Annotated in this window: 23 protein-coding genes; 21 read left to right on the plus strand and 2 right to left on the minus strand. The window is 35.9% G+C overall.

Features of this window, described 5'->3' with window-relative positions; genetic code table 11:
* The first annotated feature begins 1 nt into the window (after position 1).
* The 4 genes from BLQ66_RS02580 to thiE are packed head-to-tail and all read left to right on the plus strand — an operon-like array spanning position 2 to position 2,317.
* Positions 2-424, plus strand: coding sequence for a DUF1648 domain-containing protein (locus BLQ66_RS02580; RefSeq protein ID WP_074520781.1), 423 nt, complete (start codon positions 2-4; stop codon positions 422-424).
* A 56-nt stretch (positions 425-480) separates the two neighbouring features.
* Positions 481-843 carry a GNAT family N-acetyltransferase gene (locus BLQ66_RS02585; protein WP_074520782.1) on the plus strand — a complete coding sequence of 121 codons (363 nt, stop codon included), beginning with the start codon at positions 481-483 and terminating at the stop codon, positions 841-843.
* 27 nt (positions 844-870) lie between these two features.
* Positions 871-1,692 (plus strand): hydroxyethylthiazole kinase, encoded by an 822-nt coding sequence (gene thiM, locus BLQ66_RS02590; protein WP_074520783.1) that lies wholly within the window; start codon positions 871-873, stop codon positions 1,690-1,692.
* The gene (gene thiE / locus BLQ66_RS02595; protein WP_074520784.1) at positions 1,679-2,317 is read left to right on the plus strand and encodes a thiamine phosphate synthase; all 639 of its coding nucleotides are present in this window, start codon (positions 1,679-1,681) and stop codon (positions 2,315-2,317) included. Before thiM ends, thiE begins: the two co-directional genes overlap by 14 nt.
* 89 nt (positions 2,318-2,406) lie before the next feature.
* On the opposite strand, the gene BLQ66_RS02600 is transcribed toward thiE, so the two are convergent.
* The gene (locus BLQ66_RS02600) at positions 2,407-2,967 is read right to left on the minus strand and encodes an ECF transporter S component (RefSeq protein WP_074520785.1); all 561 of its coding nucleotides are present in this window, start codon (positions 2,965-2,967) and stop codon (positions 2,407-2,409) included.
* 93 nt (positions 2,968-3,060) lie between these two features.
* On the opposite strand from BLQ66_RS02600, the gene pdxR reads away from it, so the two are divergent.
* Positions 3,061-4,188 (plus strand): MocR-like pyridoxine biosynthesis transcription factor PdxR, encoded by a 1,128-nt coding sequence (gene pdxR / locus BLQ66_RS02605; RefSeq protein ID WP_074520786.1) that lies wholly within the window; start codon positions 3,061-3,063, stop codon positions 4,186-4,188.
* A gap of 64 nt (positions 4,189-4,252) precedes the next feature.
* Complete coding sequence (locus BLQ66_RS11965; RefSeq protein WP_180364678.1) at positions 4,253-4,414, plus strand: hypothetical protein; 162 nt, start codon at positions 4,253-4,255, stop codon at positions 4,412-4,414.
* Between the two features lie 237 nt (positions 4,415-4,651).
* On the opposite strand, the gene BLQ66_RS02610 is transcribed toward BLQ66_RS11965, so the two are convergent.
* Positions 4,652-6,166 (minus strand): sodium/proline symporter, encoded by a 1,515-nt coding sequence (locus BLQ66_RS02610; protein WP_074520787.1) that lies wholly within the window; start codon positions 6,164-6,166, stop codon positions 4,652-4,654.
* Positions 6,167-6,466: 300 nt separating this feature from the next.
* Between BLQ66_RS02610 and BLQ66_RS02615 the strand changes: the two genes are divergently transcribed.
* From BLQ66_RS02615 to BLQ66_RS02685, 15 genes are all read left to right on the plus strand, one after another.
* Positions 6,467-7,102: a bifunctional 4-hydroxy-2-oxoglutarate aldolase/2-dehydro-3-deoxy-phosphogluconate aldolase gene (locus BLQ66_RS02615; protein WP_074520788.1), complete on the plus strand. Its 636-nt coding sequence runs from the start codon at positions 6,467-6,469 to the stop codon at positions 7,100-7,102.
* 102 nt (positions 7,103-7,204) lie between these two features.
* Positions 7,205-8,239: an aldose epimerase family protein gene (locus BLQ66_RS02620; RefSeq protein WP_074520789.1), complete on the plus strand. Its 1,035-nt coding sequence runs from the start codon at positions 7,205-7,207 to the stop codon at positions 8,237-8,239.
* 283 nt (positions 8,240-8,522) lie between these two features.
* Positions 8,523-9,020 (plus strand): Fur family transcriptional regulator, encoded by a 498-nt coding sequence (locus BLQ66_RS02625; protein WP_074520790.1) that lies wholly within the window; start codon positions 8,523-8,525, stop codon positions 9,018-9,020.
* A 15-nt stretch (positions 9,021-9,035) separates the two neighbouring features.
* Complete coding sequence (locus BLQ66_RS02630) at positions 9,036-10,043, plus strand: metal ABC transporter substrate-binding protein (protein WP_074520791.1); 1,008 nt, start codon at positions 9,036-9,038, stop codon at positions 10,041-10,043.
* A gap of 35 nt (positions 10,044-10,078) precedes the next feature.
* The gene (locus tag BLQ66_RS02635; protein WP_074520792.1) at positions 10,079-10,828 is read left to right on the plus strand and encodes a metal ABC transporter ATP-binding protein; all 750 of its coding nucleotides are present in this window, start codon (positions 10,079-10,081) and stop codon (positions 10,826-10,828) included.
* Entirely contained in the window at positions 10,815-11,651 is an 837-nt protein-coding gene (locus BLQ66_RS02640; protein WP_074520793.1) for a metal ABC transporter permease, read from the plus strand. Before BLQ66_RS02635 ends, BLQ66_RS02640 begins: the two co-directional genes overlap by 14 nt.
* A complete protein-coding gene (locus tag BLQ66_RS02645; RefSeq protein ID WP_074520794.1) occupies positions 11,651-12,373 on the plus strand; it encodes a tRNA threonylcarbamoyladenosine dehydratase in 723 nt (240 codons plus the stop codon). Before BLQ66_RS02640 ends, BLQ66_RS02645 begins: the two co-directional genes overlap by 1 nt.
* 114 nt (positions 12,374-12,487) lie before the next feature.
* Complete coding sequence (locus tag BLQ66_RS02650; protein WP_074520795.1) at positions 12,488-14,545, plus strand: methyl-accepting chemotaxis protein; 2,058 nt, start codon at positions 12,488-12,490, stop codon at positions 14,543-14,545.
* Between the two features lie 253 nt (positions 14,546-14,798).
* Entirely contained in the window at positions 14,799-15,578 is a 780-nt protein-coding gene (locus tag BLQ66_RS02655) for a lysophospholipid acyltransferase family protein (RefSeq protein WP_074520796.1), read from the plus strand.
* Positions 15,579-15,594: 16 nt separating this feature from the next.
* Positions 15,595-16,467 (plus strand): glycosyltransferase, encoded by an 873-nt coding sequence (locus tag BLQ66_RS02660; RefSeq protein ID WP_074520797.1) that lies wholly within the window; start codon positions 15,595-15,597, stop codon positions 16,465-16,467.
* Between the two features lies 1 nt (position 16,468).
* Positions 16,469-17,428, plus strand: coding sequence for a glycosyltransferase family 8 protein (locus BLQ66_RS02665; RefSeq protein WP_074520798.1), 960 nt, complete (start codon positions 16,469-16,471; stop codon positions 17,426-17,428).
* Between the two features lie 15 nt (positions 17,429-17,443).
* Entirely contained in the window at positions 17,444-18,307 is an 864-nt protein-coding gene (locus BLQ66_RS02670) for a lysophospholipid acyltransferase family protein (RefSeq protein ID WP_074520799.1), read from the plus strand.
* Between the two features lie 46 nt (positions 18,308-18,353).
* Positions 18,354-19,082 (plus strand): hypothetical protein, encoded by a 729-nt coding sequence (locus BLQ66_RS02675; RefSeq protein WP_074520800.1) that lies wholly within the window; start codon positions 18,354-18,356, stop codon positions 19,080-19,082.
* 175 nt (positions 19,083-19,257) lie between these two features.
* Positions 19,258-19,620 carry a metal-sensing transcriptional repressor gene (locus BLQ66_RS02680; RefSeq protein WP_083330238.1) on the plus strand — a complete coding sequence of 121 codons (363 nt, stop codon included), beginning with the start codon at positions 19,258-19,260 and terminating at the stop codon, positions 19,618-19,620.
* Positions 19,621-19,700: 80 nt separating this feature from the next.
* Positions 19,701-22,340, plus strand: a complete 2,640-nt coding sequence (locus BLQ66_RS02685; protein ID WP_074520801.1) for a heavy metal translocating P-type ATPase — start codon at positions 19,701-19,703, stop codon at positions 22,338-22,340.
* The last annotated feature ends 49 nt before the right edge of the window (positions 22,341-22,389 follow it).

The raw sequence follows: 22,389 nt of genomic DNA on the forward strand, positions 1-22,389 counted from the left end.
TATGAAGAATAATGTAATTAGAAAAATCATGTGTGTATTAGCAGTTGTTAATTTAGTTGTTATGGCTGTGTTAATGAGCTTTTTACCTGAAAAGATGCCTATGCATTATGATTTAAATGGAGTTGTGGATAGATGGGGAAGTAAATATGAGAATTTCATTTTCCCAATTATAATTATTGTAATGGCGATTTTTTGGATAGCATTTTCAATGTATTTTGAGAGGAAAGCAACTAGAAGCACAGAAGATAAGGAAATTAAATCCCTAGAGGCTAATGCTAAGGTGCTAGATATTGTGGGATTATGTCAAACAATCTTTTTTATTTTCATGGAAGCTTTTGGCCTTTATAAAGCAATCAATTGTTGGAATTTTTCTAATGCTTGCTTATATATTAGTGGCAGTTATAGCAACTATGATATATTCTAAAAAAGTATATGATGAAGAAAGAACAATAAATGTAAAATAATATAAAGGAGGTTTTTATGTCAGTTAATGTTAATGATTTTACAATTCATAAGGAGAAAATATACTTAAAGGGCGAGGATGATAATATAATCGCATATGTAGATTTTCCTGAGTTTGAAGAAGGAAAGGTTGAAGTTACACATACAGTTGTTGATCCTTCTTTAAGAGGACAAGGAGTGGCTGGTATTTTAATGGAACTACTAGCAAAGGAATTAAAGAAAAGAAATGCTAAGGCAGAGCTTACTTGTTCATATGCAGTAAAGTGGTTTAATAAGCATAAAGAATTTAGTGATTGTTTAATAGATCCAGAGGCTGAAGAAAAGAAGGCTTTAGACATGGCGGGAAATGAGGCTTGTGGAATACCTAAACATAGAAAGTAAAGGAACTAGAAAAAGAGGAAGGAAACTATGTTTAAAGAGATTTTTGAAAATGTAAAAACAAAGGGAATTCTTGTACATAACATTACAAATTATGTTACAGTTAATGATTGTGCCAACATAATACTAGCAATAGGCGCATCCCCTGTTATGGCAGATGAAAAGGAAGAAGTTTGTGAAATAACATCAATTGCTAGTGGCCTAAATATCAATATTGGTACCTTAAATAAAAACACTATAGAGTCTATGTTTTTGGCCGCTAAAAAGGCTAACGAATTAGATAAGCCAGTGCTTTTAGATCCAGTAGGTGCAGGGGCTTCAAAGCTAAGAACTAATACAGCCAAAGACTTAATTAGTAAAAGAAAAATTAGCGTTATAAGGGGTAACTTATCTGAAATTAGAGCAATAATGGAATCTGAGTCTAATACAAGAGGTGTAGATGCAGATATAGAGGATGTAATTAATTATGATAACCTAGAGGAAAGAGTTGCATTTGCTAAAGAATGCGCTAGAAAAACTAAGGCAATAATTGCAATTACAGGCCAGATAGATATTGTAGCAAGTGATAAAAAGGCTTATTGTATATATAATGGAGTTAAGGAAATGTCTAGAATAACTGGAACAGGTTGTCAGTTATCTGCTATGACTACTGCCTTTCTTGCGGCTAATAAAGATAACCAATTAGAGGCTGTGGCTGTTTCTGTAATGACTATGGGACTTGCAGGAGAAATAGCATTTAAAAGACTTTCTAATATGGATGGCAATGCTAGCTTTAGAAACTACATTATAGATGCAGTCTATAACATGACTCCGGAAATTTTAGAAGAAGGTGCTAGATATGAAGTGCGATAAGGAAAATATGCTGCTCTATGCAGTTACAGACAGAGCCTGGACAGGCAAACAAAGCCTTTATGAACAGGTGGAGGAAGCTCTTAAAGGAGGAATTACTTGTCTTCAGTTAAGAGAAAAGAATTTATCAGATGAGGAATTTTTAAAGGAAGCTATTCAGATTAAAGCTTTATGTAATAAATACAAGGTTCCTTTCTTTATAAATGATAATGTGGAAGTTGCAATTAAATCTGGAGCAGATGGCATTCATGTTGGACAGGATGACATGGCAGCAGGAAGGGTAAGAGAACTTGTTGGAGATAAGATGATGATAGGAGTTTCTGCTCATTCTGTTAAAGAAGCGGTTGAAGCTGTTAAAAATGGCGCAGATTGTTTAGGGGTAGGCGCTATATTTTCAACATCAACTAAAAAAGATGCTAGTGTACTAGACTTAAAGGTAGTTGCTGATATCTGTAAGGCTGTGGATGTGCCTGTTGTAGCAATTGGTGGTATAAAAAAGGATAATATATCTAAGCTAAAGGGTACAGGAGTTGATGGCGTAGCTTTAGTAAGTGCAATATTTGCAGCTGATGATATAAAGGCTGAATGTGAGGAGTTAAGAAAGCTCTCAGCTGATATGATAAAGTAAATAATAGTCTTTTTACCGCTTTACATGATTATAAATTAAAAAGCTTGCTAGATTAGGAATAGGTTTTTCCTGCTCTAACAAGCTTTTTCTTAATTTGTAATTTCCACATGATTTTTAGTGTTTCCATTCATAAGCTTTAGGCAAAGGCCCTTAATCTTATATTTGTAAGCAAGTAGCATTGAAAGAATTGCACCAAGATATGTCTGTGTAATTTCATAAGGCATAGTAATAATTGCATATTCCTTAGTGCTATAAACAAAGGCTTTACCAAGAGTGTAGCCAAGAACCATAATAAGGCCACCAACAATAACAGCAATAGCTGAAGCAAGCTTAGGCTTATTTTTAACTGTGTGGTGTGCAATTAATGAAATAACGAATGCCTGTAAACCGTGAGTTACTAAAGAAACAAACATTGTTAGGGGATAGAAAATCATATCTCCAAAGAAGGAACCTACACCACCAACAATAAAAGCCTCAACAGGATTTAGTATTAAAGCAGCAAGGCAAATTACAGCATCACATAGATAAACATGTCCTCCAGGTACTGGTAGACCAAAGGAAGACATAATAATATTTAGAGCCATAAAAAGTGCGGTCATTGTAATTCTAATAGTTGTTATCTTAGTTGTATTTCTAGTATTTGTAGTCATTTTCCTTTAACTCCTTTACTTTTTGTTTCTGAAAGATTACCATTAAACTGAACATATAAAAATAACCAAAAAAGGAGTGGTTAATATAACCAGATGAATATTAATATAGATGAAAATGTAGGCAAGGCCGCATATATACAAATTTACGAGGCTTTAGTTTCTGATATAGTCTCAGGAATCTACCCCTATGGTAGTAAATTACCCTCTAAAAGAGTTATTGCTGCAGATACAGAAACTAGCGTAATTACTGTGGAACATGCCATTACTCTTCTTAATGAAGAGGGTTATACAAGGTCAAAGGAAAGAAGTGGAGTATTTGTTATATATAAAGGTGAGGACTTTAATCAAAAGCAATTAAATAAAGACCTTGACCCTGGACAAAAAGAAAGCTTTGAGGAAAAATCAAGGGAAGATTACACAGAAGAAGAGGAGGAGAAAAAAGGTGAATTCTCTCTTTCAATTCTTACAAAAACCATGCGAAGGGTAATACTTGATTACGGGGATAAATTACTTGTTAAATCCCCTAATCATGGGGCTATTAAGCTTCGTAATGAGATATGCTTTTATCTTGCAAGAAGTAGAGGAATTAATATTAGTGCAAAGCAAGTAATAATCGGTTCAGGTGCCGAGTATTTATATGGCCTTATTGCCCAGCTACTAGATAATAAAAGCACAATAGCAATTGAGAATCCTTCCTATAATAAAATCAGGCAGGTTTATGAAGCTATGGGACATGCTTGTGACCCTCTAGATATGACGGATTCTGGAATTGATAGTAAGCAATTAGAAAAAACTAAGGCTAAGGTACTTCATGTAACTCCTTTTAATAGTTTTCCAACTGGTATCACTGCGGATATTTCTAAGAAAAATGAATATCTAAATTGGGCAAGAAAAAGAGATGGAATAATTATAGAAGATAATTTTGATTCTGAACTCACAGTCTCAAGAAAACTAGAGGAGCCGCTTTTTTCTATGGCAGCAGATGTAAATGTAATCTATATCAATACATTTTCAAGAACCATTGCTCCTTCCCTTCGATTAGGCTATATGATATTGCCTTTAAATCTAGTAGAAGAATTTAATGAGAAACTAGGCTTTTATTCATGTACCGTACCTACTTTTGATCAGTATGTAATTGCTAGATTACTTGAATCAGGAGATTATGAAAGACACATTAACAGGGTTAGAAGACAAAGAAGGAATAATTTACATAACTTTTAAAATCTGTTATATTAACTGTACGCAATTTTTATGCAATTTTATTATAAGAAAGGCGGTAAAATTTATGAATCCAATGGATGAGATTTTTAAGAATAAGAAGGATGAGGATCTTGATGAAATCGAGAAACTCTTTAAGTATGCTAAATTAGATGATGCTCCAGATGAGGATAGAAACGATAAGAGCTATAATCCTTTTAGTCATTTAGATGATGATGTAGAGGATTAATTAGTCAAGACTCGCTCGCGAGTCTTGCGCGCCGGATTCGGGTCTGCTTCAGCAGACAAATTCCTGTCCGAATCCGTGCGCATCCTCGCGGAGCGTTTAACTCAGTCGGAGCTTGTACCCCGACTGAGTTAAATTAAAGGACTTAGAAGATGTGGGCTTGAGATAACTCTCAAAGCTAGATACATTTTCTAAGTCCTTTTTATTTCTTTTAAAGAAAAATGTCGTATTTATTCAAAACTACTCTGAAAGTTTTTCAACAACTTCAGTTGGAGCCTTAGTGCAAAGGCTTACGATTACATTTACAATTAAAGCAAGTAAGAATGCTGGTAATAATTCATATATTGCAAATGCACCGCCAAGGCCGCTAATAACGTACTTCCAAAGGAATACCACAACTGCGCCTGTAATCATACCTGAAAGGGCACCGGCCATTGTTGAACGCTTCCAGAAAAGTGCAAGTAAAACTACTGGTCCAAAAGCGGCACCAAAACCTGCCCATGCAAAGGAAACGATTGAGAATACTGAGCTGTTAGGGTCTCTTGCAATAAAGATAGCAACTACAGAAATTAAAACAACAGTAATCTTAGCAACCTTTACTGAGACTTCGTCAGATAACTTCTTTCCAAAGAAAGTCTGGATTAAATCTGAAGAAATAGCAGAAGCAGAGGCAAGTAGCTGTGAATCTGCAGTGGACATTGTAGCAGCAAGGATACCAGCAAGAATAAGTCCTGCAATAATTGCTGGGAATAATCCGTAGCTACTCATTAAATTAGCAATGTGAATAATAACTCTTTCTGAATCAGCTGTGTTAGTAAATGTAGGAATAACGCCAGTTGCACTCATTCCAAGACCTACAATACCAATAAGAAGTGCTACTGCCATGGAAATAACTACCCAAACGCTAGCAACTCTTCTTGAAGTTTTAATCTTATTAACATCTCCAATAGCCATAAATCTAATAAGGATATGTGGCATACCAAAATAACCAAGTCCCCAAGCAAGCATTGAAATTGCAGTGATTGCTGAATAAGGTGAGGCGCTGTTAGTAGTAGCATCATGAACAGATGTAATACTAAAGAAACCTGGTAAGTCCTTAGCATTATCAATAACTGCATCAAGACCACCGGCCTGATTAATACCAAATAAAATAACAATAAATAGGGCAATTGTCATACAGATACTCTGAATAAGGTCTGTAGTACAAACGGCCTTAAAGCCGCCCATTGTACAATAAAGCGCAATAATAATTGCACTAACAACCATGGCGAGTAAATAATTTACGCCAAATAATGTGTTAAAAAGCTTACCGCATGCGGCAAAACCTGATGCTGTATATGGAATAAAGAAAACAACAATAATTAAAGCTGAAATACAAGTTAAGATATTTTTCTTATCTCCAAAACGCTTTGAGAAATACTCGGGAACTGTAATTGCTCCAAGAATTTCAGTTTGCTTTCGTACCTTCTTTGCTACAAAGAGCCAGTTAAGATAAGTACCTAGGGCTAAACCAAGGATTGTCCAAAATGGATCTGCAAGACCTGAAATATATGCAAGTCCTGGGATACCCATTAGTAACCAGCTACTCATATCAGAGGCCTCGGCGCTCATGGCAGTTACAAAGGGGCCTAACTTTCTACCACCTAAGTAGAAATCGCCAGTGTCTTCGTTACCTTTTGAGAAAATAATTCCAACTACAATCATCATTACAAGATAGAGGGCAATTGTAATTATCAAACATACTTGTGCTGTCATAAGTATAAGTCTCCCTTCTTAAATTTAAATAATGTATATATAATGTAACTTTACTTATTGATATTAAAATTTATATCAAAAGCAAGTGCATAATCTACAGAGTAATTATGTTATCACAAAAGATAAATTATGCCAAATGAGTAAAGTTTCACTATGTCATAGTAACGTGCTAACAAGTCAAAGTCAATAAATTAATATAGTATTTAACTAAAGTATTGAAAAAAATACGTTTTACCTTGGATGAAAGTATGCTATAATACCTAAAGCCTATAATTATAATTAAAGGAGGATAATATAATAATGGCAGATATTTGTGAAAAGATGGAAGAACTTGGTGTTATTCCAGTCGTAGTATTAAATGATGTAAAGGATGCAGTACCTCTTGCTAAGGCATTAGTTGAAGGTGGTATCCCATGTGCTGAAGTTACATTCCGTACAGCAGCAGCTGAAGAATCAATCAGAGAAATCAAGAAGGCTTACCCAGAGATGTTACTTATCGCTGGTACTGTTCTTACAACAGAGCAGGTAGATAGAGCTGTAGCAGCAGGTGCAGAAATGATCGTTGCTCCAGGTTTTGATCCAGAAATCGTTGATTACTGTTTAGAGAAGAAGATCCCTGTTTGCCCAGGTATCGTTACTCCTTCTGAGCTTGCTCAGGCAGTTAAGAGAGGTCTTACAAGAGTTAAGTTCTTCCCAGCTGAAGCAGCAGGTGGACTTAAGATGATCAAGGCTATGACAGCAGCTTACACTAACGTAAGAATCATGCCTACAGGTGGTATCAACGCTAAGAACATTACAGAATATCTTGAATGCGATAAGATCTTCTGCTGTGGTGGTTCTTGGATGGTTAAGGGCGACTTAATCAAGGCTGGCGAATTCGATAAGATTAAGGAAATGACAGCTGAAGCTAAGTCAATCGCTGCAAGCGTACGTTAATTAGTATTTTTGTCGTAATAGAACATTAAATATGTATAAATTAAACCAGTCGCTAGTGTATAATTACACTTGCGATTGGTTTTTTATTTTGGAGGTTTTGTTATGATTTCTAATTTTGGATTTATGCCAGATGGCAAAGAAGTATTTTTAGTAGAGATTAAGAATGAACATTTTAAGGCCAAGCTTATAAGCTACGGCGCAATATTAAATAGTTTCGAGACAGTAGATAATAAGGGGAATTTATTAGATATTGTCTTAGGTTTTGATACATTAGAAGACTACATTTTACAGGATAAGTGCTTTGGCTGTATCGTTGGTAGATGTACTAACAGAATTTCTAACGCCAGCTTTAAGCTTAACGGTGAAACTTATCATTTATATAAGAACAATGCTGGAAATTCTAGCCACGGTGGAAAGGTGGGCTTTGGAAAGAAGGCTTGGGATATTAAGGAACACACTGAGGATAGCGTAACATTTCATATTACAAGTCCTGACATGGAGGAAAACTATCCCGGTGAATTAAGCTTAGATGTGAAATATTCTCTTACAAGCACAGGCCTTAAGCTTGAATATTTAGGACATACATCTAAGGACACAATTGTGAATTTAACTAATCATGCCTATTTTAATTTAAATGGTCATGCCGCAGGCACTATTGAGAAACATTTACTAACAATCAATGCCGATAATTTTGTTTGGGCAAATGAAAAGACAATCCCAGATGGAAGAATCCTTCCAGTAGCTAACACTCCTATGGATTTCAGAGAAGCTACTGAAATAGGAAAGAATGTCAACTCAGATTACGATCAGATTAAGTGGGCTAAAGGTTTAGATAGAAACTGGTGCATAAATGGCAATTTGCATGAACTTAATAAAGCTTGTGTGTTAGAAAGCAAGGAAAGCGGAATAAAGCTAACTATTTCAACAACACAGCCGGGACTTCAGGTCTACACAGGAAACTATCTCTCTGGTAGTCGTCCTGCTAAGGAAAATGTTAACTATATAGATAGAGCAGGCGTGGCCCTAGAATGTCAGGGCTATCCAGATGCTATTAATCATGAGAACTTCCCATCAGTGGTTTTAAGGGCCGGGGAAGAGTATAGAGAAGAGACTGTATACGAGGTTGAAGTAAAGTAGTATCTTTTTATTTGTTGCAATGTAAAATCGCTACAAGTGTGGAAAGCCCGCATTAAAATTGGCTTTGCCAATGGGCGGGCGTTGGGTTGCAATATAAAATTGCAACAATATGCAAATAATTCGCAAAACTTATTGACAATAAAAATAGCTGGTGTTAAAATGCAAAAGGTTTGCAAATTATTTTTTATGTACTATAATATTATTTTGTAGCGAGTTAATCGTAGAATAAATTTAGAACATAAAAGATCACAAGCTTAGGCTTGGTTTTAATGAGGAATAGAATATGAAAGAATATAAAACAAAAGCAAGAGATTGTATCTTGGATTATTTTAAGAATCATTGTGATGAAAGGGTAACAGCTGCAGAAGTTTACCAATTTTTAAAGGATAACGGCAATAACGTTAATCTAGCAACAATTTATAGAAACTTAGACAAGATGAGTGAAAAGGGAGAACTATTAAAATCTAAGAATGTCTCAGATGGATGTGCCTTTTATTCATACACTGAGAAGGGGGATTCTTGTTGTAAACATCTCCACTTACAATGTAAGATTTGTGGTCATGTTATACATTTAGAGGAAGATTTAATGAATGTCTTATATAGCTATGTTAGCGATAAGATGGGATTTAGCCTTGATTGTAAAGAATCGGTTTTAATGGGAATTTGTTCAAATTGCAGGTTAGAGGCTGAGAAAGAAGGCGTCTATGCTTGCCATAATGAACAAGAACATAAAGCAGGTATTTGTACCTGTGACCATCATGTTCATGCTAGTCACTCATAGAAAAGGAGTTAGGACATGAAATCCATTTTAAAGAATATAGTAACATTAGCTTTAGTCTTAACACTTGCAGTTAGTTCGTTAGTAGCTTGCGGCAGTGCGAAGAATTCACATTTACAGTCATCTTCAAATGATGATGCTAAGTACGAAATTGTTTGTACAATTTTCCCAATTTATGACTGGGTTAAGAATATCGTAGGTGATAATGATAATGTAAATGTAACACTTCTTTTAGACCAGGGAACTGATCTTCATAGTTTCCAGCCAACTACAGCAGATATCGCTTTAATTTCAAGTGCTGATATGTTTATCTATGTTGGTGGTGAGTCAGATGAATGGGCAGAAGATGCAGCATCTGAAGCAAAGAATAAGAGCCAGATATCAGTAAACTTAATGGAAGTCTTAGATGATGTAATCGTTGAAGAGGAAGTTAAGGAAGGTATGCAGGCTGAAGAAGAGGAAGAAGCAGAAAGCGGAGAAGAGGAAGAAGTTGAATACGATGAGCACGTTTGGTTATCTTTAAAGAATGCCATCACAATCGTATCTGAATTAACTACTAAGATTTCTGAAATGGATGAAGATAATATAGCAACTTATGCTGAAAATGGTGCAGAATATCAGGCTAAATTAGCAAGCCTAGATGCAGCATATCAGGCAGTAGTTGACAGCGCTAGTCAGAAGACACTATTATTTGGTGATAGATTCCCATTTAGATATATGGTGGATGACTATAACTTAGATTATTACGCTGCTTTTGTTGGTTGCTCAGCAGAAACAGAAGCAAGCTTTGAAACAATAGCATTCTTAGCAGAAAAAGTTAAGGAATTAGGACTTAGTACAGTTCTTACAATTGAGAACTCTGATGGAAAGATTGCTAATACTGTAATTGAGCAGTCAGGAACATCTGCAACAACAGCAGTTCTTAATTCAATGCAGTCTGTAACAGCAGATGATGTTAAGAGTGGTGTTACATACTATTCTATTATGCAAGACAATTTAGAAGTATTGAAGAACGCTTTAAATTAATAACTTGTATAATATGACATGAAAGGAAGTTAAATATGTCTATTATTAAGGTTGAAAATTTAGCAGTAGGATATGAAGGTAAAGCAGTAGCGACAGACCTTAATTTTACTGTGGATGAGGGAGATTATCTATGTATTATTGGGGAGAATGGAGCAGGTAAAAGTACTCTTATGAAGACTTTGCTTCATCTTATAAAGCCAGTTTCAGGTGAACTATCTTATATGGATGGCCTCATGCCTTATGAAATAGGCTATTTACCACAGCATACTATCGTTCAGAAGGACTTTCCTGCTTCAGTAGAGGAGATAGTCCTTTCTGGACTTTTATCAAAGAGTGGACTACGTCCATTTTATACAAAAACAGAAAAGAAGATTGCCCAAAGAGCTATGGAAAAAATGGACATTTTAGATTTAAAGAAAAAATGTTATCGTAACCTCTCAGGCGGACAAAAGCAGAGAGTTTTACTTGCTAGAGCTTTATGTGCAACTTCAAAATTACTTGTACTTGATGAACCTGTAACAGGTCTAGATCCTAAGGTTACAGAAGATTTCTATAAGCTTATTAAGCAACTTAATGACGAAGGTCTTACAATTATTATGGTAAGCCATGATATGCCATCGGCTATTCGTTATTCTAGCAAGATTCTACTAGTAAACCAGACACAGAAGTTCTTTGGTAAGACAAAAGATTATATGGCTAGTACAGCAAGAAAAGAATTCGATGGCGAACTTTGCGCTTTCGGAATAGAGAATGAAGGAAAGGAGAAAGATAATGGAATTAATTAATACACTCATTTATTATCTAAATTTCTCCTTTGTTAGATATGCAATTATCGTAGGAGTTTTAATTGCCCTTTGTTCATCACTTCTTGGTGTAACACTTGTATTAAAGAGATATTCCTTCATTGGTGATGGCCTTTCTCATGTAGCTTTCGGAGCTATGGCAGTGGCGTCAGTTATGAAGCTATCTAACAACAATATACTCATTTTACCAGTAACTGTTATTGCAGCTATTCTCTTACTTAGAACTGGTCAGAATGCTAAGTTAAAGGGTGATGCAGCAATTGCTATGCTTTCAGTATCAGCACTTGCTATTGGTTACTTACTAATGAACGTATTTTCAACTTCTGCTAATATTTCAGGGGATGTTTGTACAACACTTTTTGGTTCAACATCAATTCTTACATTAGAGTTGTCAGAAGTTGTAATGTGTATTGTGCTTTCAATCGTTGTAATACTTACCTTTATTGTTTTTTATAATAAGATTTTTGCTGTTACTTTTGATGAAAATTTTGCAAAGGCAACAGGCACTAAAACAGACCTCTACAATCTCTTAATTGCAGTTTTAATTGCAGTAGTTATTGTAATAGGTATGAATTTAGTAGGTTCACTTCTTATTTCAGCATTAATTATTTTCCCAGCGCTTTCAGCTATGAGAGTAATTAACCAGTTTAAGGGAGTTGTAATTGCATCAGCTATTATTTCGGTAATCTGTGCCTTAGTAGGTATATTTGCATCAATCCTTCTATCAACTCCAGTAGGTGCAACAATCGTTGCTACTGATTTAGTGGTTTACCTATTAGCGATGCTTGTAGGGAGAGCGCAGTAATGGGAAGATTTGAAAGAACTAAGAATTTAGTTGGAGCCACAGGCTTTGAAAAGTTAACTAAGGCTAAGGTAATTATCTTTGGCGTTGGCGGTGTTGGTGGCTATGTTGTAGAAGCCCTAGCTCGTTCAGGAGTAGGCTATATTGAAATCGTTGATAAAGACGTGGTTAGTGAATCTAATATTAACAGACAGATTATTGCCACAACTAAGACAGTGGGTCAAAGCAAGGTAGAAGCCTTTAAGGAAAGAATTAAGGATATTAATCCTGATTGCACAGTGGTTGCAAGACAGTGTTTTTACCTACCTGATAATAAAGATGAATTTGATTTTAGCAAGTATGATTACGTGGTGGATGCAGTGGATACTGTAACTGCTAAGCTATCAATTATTGAGGAAGCTAAGAGAGTAGATGTACCTGTAATTAGTGCCATGGGCGCTGGTAATAAATTAGATCCTACTAAGTTTGAGGTTGCAGATATTTTTAAAACATCCGTATGTCCTCTAGCTAAAGTCATGAGACGTGAATTAAAGAAGCGAGGCATAAAGAATTTAAAGGTGGTTTATTCTAAAGAGGAGGCAATAAAGCCTGAAGTAGATGAGGCTCTTTTACAAAAGGAATATGAAGAGACAAAGAAGAGACCAGTGGCAGGAAGTATCGCATTTGTACCATCTGTTGCAGGGCTTATAATTGCCTCTGAAGTGGTTAAAGATATACTTGTATAAGTTTAATTAGACACCCCTATTTCGTTGTATATTTTGTCTATTAATGGTATAATACTTTTACTGTATTAAACGTGATGACAATAAAATATATAAGCGAAATAGGGGGTTTTTTCTATGAAGTTTAAACACATTAGTACCAAATTGTTGTGTTTTCTCCTACCAACAATTATCCTAGCTATGATTATTCTTACAATGGTAAGTGCTAATTTAGCAAGAGCGGAATTGATTGAAAGTAATGAGGAATTAATGGAAACGTCCTTAAATGGAGAAGCTGATAATATTAATACTATCCTTATGGAAATCTCTTCAACGGCTAATGCTGAAGCAGCTATGGGACAGCAATTATATTCAACAGCTACAGTAGAAGAATTAGAGCAGTCCTTAGTATCTATTGTAAGTACCTATGATGGCATTTTGGGATCTGGTTATTGGTTCGAGCCTAATGTTTATAATGGCAATGCAATTTGGGGACCTTACGCTTATAGAGAAGGTAAAAGTATAGTAATTACCTATGACTACTCTACAACAGAGTATGACTATTTTAGTCAGGAGTATTATACTCTTGCAAAGGCTAACACATCGGCAGTCTTTACAGATCCATATTACGATGCTACAAGTGGCATGATTATGATGACTTGTGTGGCACCTATGTTTGATACTAACAACAACTTTATTGGTTGTGTTACAGTCGATGTTGAAATCTCTGAGATTAAGGAAATAGCAACAAGCATTCAGATAGGAGAGTCTGGATATGCAATGCTTCTTACATCATCAGGTATATTCGTTGGCTATAAAAATGATGATTATATTTCAAAAGCTACAAATATCACTAATGTAACAAATTCCTCTATGGCAAAAGCCGGTGAAGAAATTCTTGCTTCTGCTACAGGTAAGTCGGAATTCACCGATGATGATGGTGAAGCAGTTGATCTTTATTGGAAGACAATTGATAAGACGAATTGGAAATTGGCAGTAATGATTAATCAGTCAGAATTAGAGCAGCCAATTAAAGCCTTACTTGTAAAGATTATGCTTATTTGCGTTGTTGCAGTAATTGTAGTAGCAGTAGTTATTTACTTAGTTGTAAAGCAGATTACTAATTCAATTGCAAAGGTAAAGAAATTTGCAGTAGGCTTATCTGATGGTGATTATACAATTCCTCCACTTGAGGTAACATCTAAAGATGAAGTAGGAGATTTGGGAAATTCTCTTAATGCTATGTATGATGCTTATAAAGATATTATAGGTTCTATTACAGAGCATTCAGATTCCCTTGATAACTCTTCGCAAATGTTACATGATGCTACAACAGAACTTACAAGAAAGTTTGACATGATTAAAAATAATATGTCTGAAATAAATGAAGCAGTTATGTCTTCATCAGCAGCAACTCAGGAAGTAAATGCATCTACTGAAGAAGTTAATTCATCAGTATCAATCCTTTCTGAACAGGCAGCTAAGTCAAAGGATATGGCTAAGGAGATTATGTTACGTGCAAGCGATGTTGAGACTAGAAGTAAAAATGCTTACGATAACGCTATTAGCCTATCAAAAGAATACGACGTATCACTTAAGAAGAGTATAGATAATGCAGGTATAGTAGAATCAATTGGTACTCTTGCAGGCACTATTTCAGATATTGCAGAACAGATTAACCTACTTTCTCTTAATGCTTCAATTGAGGCTGCTAGAGCAGGTGAGCAAGGTAAGGGCTTTGCAGTAGTTGCAACAGAAATTGGTAAGTTAGCAGGAGATACAACAGAAGCAGTAGGTAAGATTCAAAACACAGTAGAAGATGTTCAAAGAGCTTTTGAAGAATTAACATCAGATGCTCAAAAGATTCTTGCCTTTGTAAATGAAACAGTAACACCAGATTACGACCAGTTCGTTAAGGTTGGTAAGCAGTATGGTGAAGATGCTCATAACATCGATGATATTTCAGCAAGTATTTCTGAAATGTCTTCAACTATTGAAAGAACTATGGGTGAGGTTAGCTTTGCAATTAATAACATTGCTGAGTCTACACAGGTTACAGCCGCTAGTTCAGTAGATAGTGTTAAGGCAGTAGGTGATGTTGCTGATGTAGTTGCTGAAGTAGTTGAGATGTCTACTAAGGAAGAGGTAATCGCAAATGACCTTAGTCAGGTTGTTAGTGGATTTACACTTGAATAAAGGTTAGTTGTCTTTTAGACTTCTAATAAATGTAAGCCAGCTTACAAAAGGTAAGGGCGTCATAGATAAGTCAGGTCCGATTATCTATGATGCCCTTATTGTTTATATATACGTAGTTTTTAAAACTAGATGATAAGATTTATCAAACTAGAAGTCGTAACATTAATGCTGTTTTCGTTGACATTTGCATATATCTAGATTACAATTATCTTTGACGATAAAAATAAAGGAAAGAGGGAGGATAAGAAGGAAAATGAGAAAAACCATGTATTATACAAGCTTTGAAGACGACTTAGTAGACAGTACTAACCAAGATTATAAGCTTAAGGATAATTATAAATGGGTACATAAGAATCCTTTTTATGTATTTTTTGCCTGGCTTTTATACATTTTCTTAACAATCCCAGTTGGACTTATATATACTAAGTTGATTCTTAGAGTTAGTTATAAGAATCGCAAGGTTTTAAGAAAGTCCAAGCTTAAGGGATATTTTTTGTATAGCAATCATACACAAGCCTTTGGAGATGTAGTCATGCCTGCAATTGCAGCATTGCCAAAAAGAATCTATACAGTGGTAAGTCCTGCGAATTTCGCACTGCCAGTTATTGGCCACATCCTAACAATGATAGGCGCCCTTCCAACACCAGATTCCATTAAGGGGTTTAAGAAGTTTAGAGCTGCCTATACAAGACGAATTAGAACGGGACACCCTGTGACAATCTATCCGGAAGCCCATTTATGGCCTTATTATTCTAAGATTAGACCATTTAAGGACACTTCCTTTAGATTCCCAGTAGAACTTAATACAGCTGCATTTTGCCAGACAGTTACATATCAGAAGAGAAGATTTTCTGATAAGGCGAAGATAACAATTTATTATGATGGTCCGTTTTATCCTGACATGACACTATCAAGTAAAGAAGCTCAAAAGAAACTACACGATGAGATTTACAATACAATGCTTTCTAGGGCAGAGAATAGTAATTACGATTACTACAATTATGTACAAAAGGATAAAGGGGAAAAAGAATAATATAAGGGAGAGACTTATGAACATATTATACTGTGGTGACCGCAAGATGGAGCGAGGACTTTTAATGTCCACCATCTCACTATTAGATAATAGTACAGAGCCGCTTAACATCTACGTGCTAACACTTGAACTAACCATGGCGGGAAAGCAATACAAGGCGGTCTCTAATGCATTTATTGACTTCTTGTCTGAATACATCCACCAAAGACGAGAAGGCTCAACAATAAAGAAGATTGATGTATCTAAGTTCTTTGAGAAAGAGAAACCCGAAGCCAATTTAGGTACAAGATTTACACCATGCTGCATGCTAAGACTTTATGCAGATGAGATTGAGGAGATACCAGATAGAATACTCTATTTAGACACAGACGTACTAGCAAAGAAGGACTTTAGCGAATTCTATCATCAGAATATAGATAATTATGAATTTGCTGGCGTACTAGATTATTACGGCAAACATTTTTTTAGAAGAAAACCAAAGATTTTAAAGTTTGACTACTTTAATTCGGGAGTTCTACTTCTTAATATGACCAAGATTAGAGAGACTGGTCTATTTAAGAAGAGCCGTATGCGTTGCATTTCTAAGCAGATGCTAATGCCAGACCAAAGTTCGCTAAATAAGCTAGCTATTGCAAAGAAGAAGTGTGAAAGAAAGTATAATGACCAGAGAAGAGATCACAGCGATACGGTCTTTAGACATTTTACAACAACCTTTAGATTCTTCCCTAAGTTTAGACAGGTAACGGTTAAGCCTTGGGATATCGATAAGGTACATGAGGTCTTAAAGCTACACGATTATGATGAGCTTTTTGAAAATTACAATAGTTTGCTTAGTGAATATCAATCAAGAAAGATTAATGATAACTGTATAAAAGGAAAGGGTTTATAAGATGAGACAGACAGTACCTATATTTTTTGCTATAGACGATAATTATGCGCCATTTTTAAGCGTTGCGCTTTATTCTTTAATTGAAAATGCATCAAAGGAGAACAGCTACAAGATTCATGTAATTCATCAGGATTTAAGCGAAGTGAATAGAAGAAAGATTGCATCTCTTGCAAGAGAAAACTTTGAAATCGAATTTTGTAAGATGAAGGATACAATCGAAGATTTACAGGTAAATATGGGCCTTAGAGAAATCTATCAGACAATTACTATTTACTTTAGATTATTCTTACCTGACATGTTCCCAGAATATGACAAGGGTATTTATATTGATAGCGATATTATTGTGCCTGGCGACATTTCAGAACTTTTCAATATCGACCTTGAAGGTAATTTAATTGGAGCTATTGCAGATACATCCACATGCAATATTCCTCCTTTTAGAACATATATGGAAGAGGCAATTGGTATTAAGCCAGCAGAAAAGTATATTAACTCTGGCGTTCTTTTAATGGACTTTAAGCAGTTAAGAGAAGTAGAGATGGGTTCTAATTTCCTAAGACTCTACAATAAGTACCACTTTGATACAATTGCACCAGACCAGGATTACATAAATGCTATGTGCCACGGTAAGATTAAGTATTTAAGCGATGTTTGGGATGCTATGCCAACTGAAGACAAGGCAGTTTTAGAAAATCCTAAGCTCATCCACTACAACTTAACAGATAAGCCATGGCAGTACGATGAAGTTCAGTATGAAAGCTATTTTTGGGAATATGCTAAGAAGAGCGAATACTATCAGGATATTCTTAACTATAAAGCTGCCTATGATCAGGCAAAGAAGGATATAGATGCTAGGGAGACTAATGAAATGCTTGAGGCATCTATAAAGATTGCAAATTCTGATAAGGCAACCTTTAAGAAGGTTTACGATTCAGGAGATAAAGTAAGATTATTAGCTTAAAAGAGAGGGAGCTTTATGGCAGTTGGAGATAGCAAGAAGATTGTAATTGAGAATATTGCAAAGGCGGCTAGCGAAGGCCGTTTTAACGATAAAGTGGAAATTGATGATGCAATTCTTTCAAGAGAAGAGAGAAAGTACATCTTAGGCAAGTTTGTTAAACATAGATGTAGCATTTCATATATTTACAGAAACTTTATTGCAAGAAGAGTTGTAGATATAGCTACTGATCTAGTAAATGCAAAAACTGAGTTAGTTGGCATTGAAAATATTAAGAACTACAAGGGTGGTGCTATTGCAACAAGTAACCACTTTAACCCAGTAGATACAACAATTGTAAGATACGGCCTTAAAAAGGCTGGTAGACATAAGATGTTTATTGTTAGTCAGGATACAAACCTTTTAATGAAGGGTATTCTTAGATTCCTAACTAACTATGCAGATACTATTCCTATAAGTCCAGATAAAGACTATATGAATAGACATTTTCATAGAACCCTTAATCATCTACTTACAAAGAAGAAGGAAATTGTTTTAATCTATCCTGAACAGGAGATGTGGTACAATTATAGAAAGCCACGTCCACCAAAGCGTGGAGCATACTTTTATGCAGCTAAGTTTAATGTGCCAATTCTTTCCTTCTTTACAGAGATGATTGATGAGCCAGGCTCAGGAAAGCCAGGGGCAGAATTTGATAATGTAAGATATAGACTTCATATCTTACCACCAATTTATCCAGATCCTAATCTTCCTGAAAGGGAGAATAGTGTCATTATGATGCAAAAGGATTATGAGCAAAAGAAGGCGGCCTATGAGGCAGCTTATGGGAAGAAGTTGGAGTATGAATTTGAGAAAACAGATATAGCGGGTTGGAGGTTGTAAAAGCTAAGGAAAGTGGCTTAAATTTTTTTACTAGTTGAGGTGTTATATGTTTCCAAATGAGAAAAAAAGAAATTTTTATGTTAAATGGGGCAGTAATTTAAAGATTCCAAGGATTGCTTTTAGTGCTGTTGGTTTTATTTGTATTATTGCTGGAATTGTTTTATTGACTATGTCTTTTAATGATCCTTTTTACACTAACGCATACATTAATGGAGTTGCTACTAGTGTTAATGGTTCCTTTTATATTAGTTGTTTTTTATTGCCCTTTGGTCTTTTATATTTAATGGTTGGTCTTGTCTTCTTCCCTGTTGTTGAGAAAGGTGTTCATAAAGGCGAGTATCAATATCCTGTAAATAATGTTATATATTCTATTAATGACTTATATAATGACGCTAGATTTATTGATGATAGATTTATTGTTAGGGTTTATGGTAACTGGATGGATGTTAGTTTTAACTGGATGAATACTAAGTATTTTAGAGGTCTTGGTGCTTCTAGTTGTAATGATGTTTTTACTAAAATGTATCGAATTAATAATGACCATACTTATAATGAACTTGATTTATATACTAGTATTAATGGAGATTTAAATAGAAGAGGCGTTAACCTATCTAAGAGTTTTAAATGTGGTCGTTTTAGGGGCAGAAAGTTTAACATGAATTTTGGATATGATGAGACGGGCTTTGGTCCTCACATTTATACACTAGATACCCTATACATAACAAATTACATGCATAAGTGGTTTGCAGATAGGGGCTATAGTGAGAGAAGATAAGAAATAAAAGAAATAGGCTAGGTTTTGCATTGCGAAGCCTAGCTTTTTTAGTGCGTAAAATCCTTATTGATAATCTTTATTAAGAAAAAATAAAGTCGTTGACTTATACCCTGTGGGGGTATATGATGAGAGAGTAATAAAGATACCCCTATGGGGTATGTAAAGGAGTGATTATATGCCAGATAATGCAGATAAGATAAATAAAGAGGCTGATGAGCTTGTAGAGATTGCAGCCGATGAGGTCTGTTGCCATTGTGGTGACAGAAAGAAGGAAAGGACTGATAAGGAATACAAGGATTTAATCAACAGACTAAGTAGAATTGAGGGTCAGATTAGAGGCGTTAAGAAGATGATAGAGTCAGATGCTTATTGTATCGATGTACTTAATCAGGTAAGTGCCGCAAGTTCAGCCCTTAATAGCTTTAGTAAGTTATTACTTGCAAATCACATTAAGTCTTGTGTTGTAAATGACATAAGAGAAGGCGATGATGCTTCTGTTGATGAACTTGTAAAGACCATTCAGAAGTTTATTAAGTAGATCTTTACTTAGTGATTAAACGGACTAGATAAAAGAAGTTAGTTTAAGGACTAAATTAGAAAAGATCAGGAAGGAAGATTATGGAACAGTATAATGTTACAGGTATGAGCTGTGCTGCATGCCAGGCTAGAGTCGAGAAGGCTGTTAGCAAGGTAGAAGGCGTTGAGTCTTGTGCAGTTAGCTTACTTACTAATTCCATGGGCGTTACAGGTAATGCCAAGGAAGAGGATATAATTAAGGCTATAACTAATGCAGGTTATGGAGCTAGTAAAAGAGATGATGGAAGCGCAGATTCAGAAGCTAATGGAAGCGACAAGGCAGGAGCTAGCACTCATCGCACATCAAGTCAGACTAGAGGAATTGAAGAAAGTTTAGTAGATAGAGAAACTCCAGTACTTATTAAGAGATTAGTAAGCTCTATCGTATTTTTACTAGTGCTTATGTACTTTAGCATGGGCCATATGATGTTTAACTGGCCATTGCCTAGCTTTTTTGAAGGCAATCTAATGGCAATAGCCCTAGTTCAGATGCTTCTTGCAATTATTGTTATGTATATTAACAAGAAGTTCTTTGTTAGCGGCTTTAAGTCAGTAATTCACGGGGCTCCTAATATGGATACCCTTGTAGCCCTAGGTTCTGGCGTTTCCTTTGCATGGTCGTTAGTACTTGTCTTTGCCATGACAGATGCTCTAACTGCAGGAGATATGGAGAGATTACACTCATATGCTCACAATCTCTATTTTGAGTCAGCAGCTATGATTGTCACACTTATTACAGTAGGTAAGCTACTTGAGTCTATTTCAAAGGGCAGAACAACAGACGCTCTTAAGGCACTTTTAAAGCTTGCAGCTAAGAAGGCCAACGTAATTCGTGATGGGGTGGAAGTAGAAGTCCCAATCGAAGAGGTTATGGTAGGCGATATAGTAGCTGTTAGACCTGGTGAAAATGTACCAATTGACGGATTTGTACTAGAGGGTAGCACAAGTATCGATGAGTCAGCCCTTACAGGTGAGAGTATTCCTGTGGATAAGGAAGTGAATGACACAGTATTTGCAGCTACAACTAATAGATCAGGCTTTATTAAGGTTAAGGCCACAAGAGTAGGTAGAGACACTTCTCTATCTAAGATTATTCAGATGGTATCTGATGCAGCAGCCACTAAAGCCCCTATAGCTAAGGTGGCAGATAAGGTTTCTGCTATATTTGTTCCAACAGTAATTGCTATTGCAGTGATTACCTTTATTGTTTGGATGATACTTGGAGAAGATTTAGCATTTTCATTAGCAAGAGCAATTTCGGTGCTAGTAATTAGCTGTCCTTGTGCTCTTGGCCTTGCAACTCCAGTAGCCATTATGGTTGCCAGTGGTGTTGGGGCTAGAAACGGTGTTATGTTTAAGACAGCAGTTTCTATTGAAGAGACAGGAAAGATGCAGATTGTAGCCCTTGATAAGACAGGAACAATCACTAAGGGCGAGCCAAGCCTTACAGATGTGATTATTGATAGCAAGGAAAGAATTGAAGATGTATTAAAATATATCTATTCCCTTGAAATTAAATCAGAACATCCCCTTGCTAAAGCTATTGTAGATTACGCGAAGGATAAGGGTGTTGTAGAAGTTGAAATCACTGATTTTGAGGCGGTTTCAGGTAACGGTCTTAAGGGTAAATTAGCTGATGGCAGTTTAATTTATGCGGGTAATGAAAGCTTTATAAAGGGCAAGGCTCCAATCTTTAAGGAATTTAGCGATATGGCTAAGAAGCTATCAATTAGTGGAAAGACAGCCATTTTCTTAGCTAAGGATAATAATCTTTTAGCAATCCTTGGGGTGGCAGATACAATTAAGGAAGATTCTGCAAGAGCTATTAAGGAGATGCGTGAAGCAGGCCTTAGAGTAGTAATGATAACAGGCGATAACGAGCTTACAGCCAAGGCAATTGGTAAGGAAGCGGGGGTTGATGAGGTTATTGCTGGTGTCCTTCCAGAGGGTAAGGCCAAGGCAATTAATGAGCTAAAGGCTAAGGGCAAGGTCCTTATGGTAGGAGATGGTATTAACGATGCCCCAGCCCTTGTGTCAGCAGATATGGGCTTTGCCATTGGTGCAGGTACTGACGTGGCTATTGAGTCAGCAGATGTGGTACTTATGAAGAGCAACTTATCAGACGTTGTTGGAGCTATTAAGCTTTCAAAGAAGGCTCTAAAGAATATTCATGAGAACTTATTCTGGGCTTTCATTTATAACATTATTGGAATTCCTCTTGCAGCAGGAGTTTATATACATCTCTTTGGTTGGAGCCTAAATCCTATGTTTGGCGCAGCAGCCATGAGTTTATCAAGCTTTTGTGTAGTAACTAACGCCCTTAGACTTAACTTCTTTAAGATGCAAAGGAAAGAAGAGAGGCTGGCAGTTAATGAAAATAGTGCTAATAATCTTCAAGTTAATCTAGAGAGTATAGAAGTTGATCTTGAAGATTTGCAAAATAAAGAATTAATTAAAGGAGAACAAACTATGAAAAAGACAATTAAGATTACAGGTATGATGTGTGGACATTGCGAGGCTTCGGTTGTTAAGGCTCTTGAGGCTCTTGATGGTGTAAGCTCTGCAACAGCTAGCCATGAGGCAGGAGAAGCAGTAGTTGAGTTATCAGCTGATGTTGCTAATGACACATTAAAGGCAGCAGTAGAAGCTAAGGATTACACAGTAACAGACATTATTGGCTAATCCTAACACAGGTGTAGATTACAAGCATAAAGGATGTGGAGTATATGAA

The organism is Lachnospira pectinoschiza (assembly GCF_900103815.1).
GTDB lineage: Bacteria > Bacillota > Clostridia > Lachnospirales > Lachnospiraceae > Lachnospira > Lachnospira pectinoschiza_B.

Excerpts from the sequence above, each read along its gene's own strand:
- BLQ66_RS02685 (WP_074520801.1), top strand. The coding sequence starts at position 19,701 with ATGGAACAGTATAATGTTACAGGTATGAGCTGTGCTGCATGCCAGGCT.
- BLQ66_RS02625 (WP_074520790.1), top strand. The coding sequence starts at position 8,523 with ATGAAAGAATATAAAACAAAAGCAAGAGATTGTATCTTGGATTATTTT.
- BLQ66_RS02580 (WP_074520781.1), top strand. The coding sequence starts at position 2 with ATGAAGAATAATGTAATTAGAAAAATCATGTGTGTATTAGCAGTTGTT.
- BLQ66_RS02640 (WP_074520793.1), top strand. The coding sequence starts at position 10,815 with ATGGAATTAATTAATACACTCATTTATTATCTAAATTTCTCCTTTGTT.
- BLQ66_RS02670 (WP_074520799.1), top strand. The coding sequence starts at position 17,444 with ATGGCAGTTGGAGATAGCAAGAAGATTGTAATTGAGAATATTGCAAAG.
- BLQ66_RS11965 (WP_180364678.1), top strand. The coding sequence starts at position 4,253 with ATGAATCCAATGGATGAGATTTTTAAGAATAAGAAGGATGAGGATCTT.
- BLQ66_RS02665 (WP_074520798.1), top strand. The coding sequence starts at position 16,469 with ATGAGACAGACAGTACCTATATTTTTTGCTATAGACGATAATTATGCG.
- BLQ66_RS02635 (WP_074520792.1), top strand. The coding sequence starts at position 10,079 with ATGTCTATTATTAAGGTTGAAAATTTAGCAGTAGGATATGAAGGTAAA.
- BLQ66_RS02680 (WP_083330238.1), top strand. The coding sequence starts at position 19,258 with ATGCCAGATAATGCAGATAAGATAAATAAAGAGGCTGATGAGCTTGTA.
- thiM (WP_074520783.1), top strand. The coding sequence starts at position 871 with ATGTTTAAAGAGATTTTTGAAAATGTAAAAACAAAGGGAATTCTTGTA.
- BLQ66_RS02585 (WP_074520782.1), top strand. The coding sequence starts at position 481 with ATGTCAGTTAATGTTAATGATTTTACAATTCATAAGGAGAAAATATAC.
- BLQ66_RS02600 (WP_074520785.1), bottom strand. The coding sequence starts at position 2,967 with ATGACTACAAATACTAGAAATACAACTAAGATAACAACTATTAGAATT.
- BLQ66_RS02630 (WP_074520791.1), top strand. The coding sequence starts at position 9,036 with ATGAAATCCATTTTAAAGAATATAGTAACATTAGCTTTAGTCTTAACA.
- BLQ66_RS02610 (WP_074520787.1), bottom strand. The coding sequence starts at position 6,166 with ATGACAGCACAAGTATGTTTGATAATTACAATTGCCCTCTATCTTGTA.
- BLQ66_RS02650 (WP_074520795.1), top strand. The coding sequence starts at position 12,488 with ATGAAGTTTAAACACATTAGTACCAAATTGTTGTGTTTTCTCCTACCA.
- BLQ66_RS02660 (WP_074520797.1), top strand. The coding sequence starts at position 15,595 with ATGAACATATTATACTGTGGTGACCGCAAGATGGAGCGAGGACTTTTA.
- pdxR (WP_074520786.1), top strand. The coding sequence starts at position 3,061 with ATGAATATTAATATAGATGAAAATGTAGGCAAGGCCGCATATATACAA.
- thiE (WP_074520784.1), top strand. The coding sequence starts at position 1,679 with ATGAAGTGCGATAAGGAAAATATGCTGCTCTATGCAGTTACAGACAGA.
- BLQ66_RS02645 (WP_074520794.1), top strand. The coding sequence starts at position 11,651 with ATGGGAAGATTTGAAAGAACTAAGAATTTAGTTGGAGCCACAGGCTTT.
- BLQ66_RS02620 (WP_074520789.1), top strand. The coding sequence starts at position 7,205 with ATGATTTCTAATTTTGGATTTATGCCAGATGGCAAAGAAGTATTTTTA.
- BLQ66_RS02675 (WP_074520800.1), top strand. The coding sequence starts at position 18,354 with ATGTTTCCAAATGAGAAAAAAAGAAATTTTTATGTTAAATGGGGCAGT.
- BLQ66_RS02615 (WP_074520788.1), top strand. The coding sequence starts at position 6,467 with ATGGCAGATATTTGTGAAAAGATGGAAGAACTTGGTGTTATTCCAGTC.
- BLQ66_RS02655 (WP_074520796.1), top strand. The coding sequence starts at position 14,799 with ATGAGAAAAACCATGTATTATACAAGCTTTGAAGACGACTTAGTAGAC.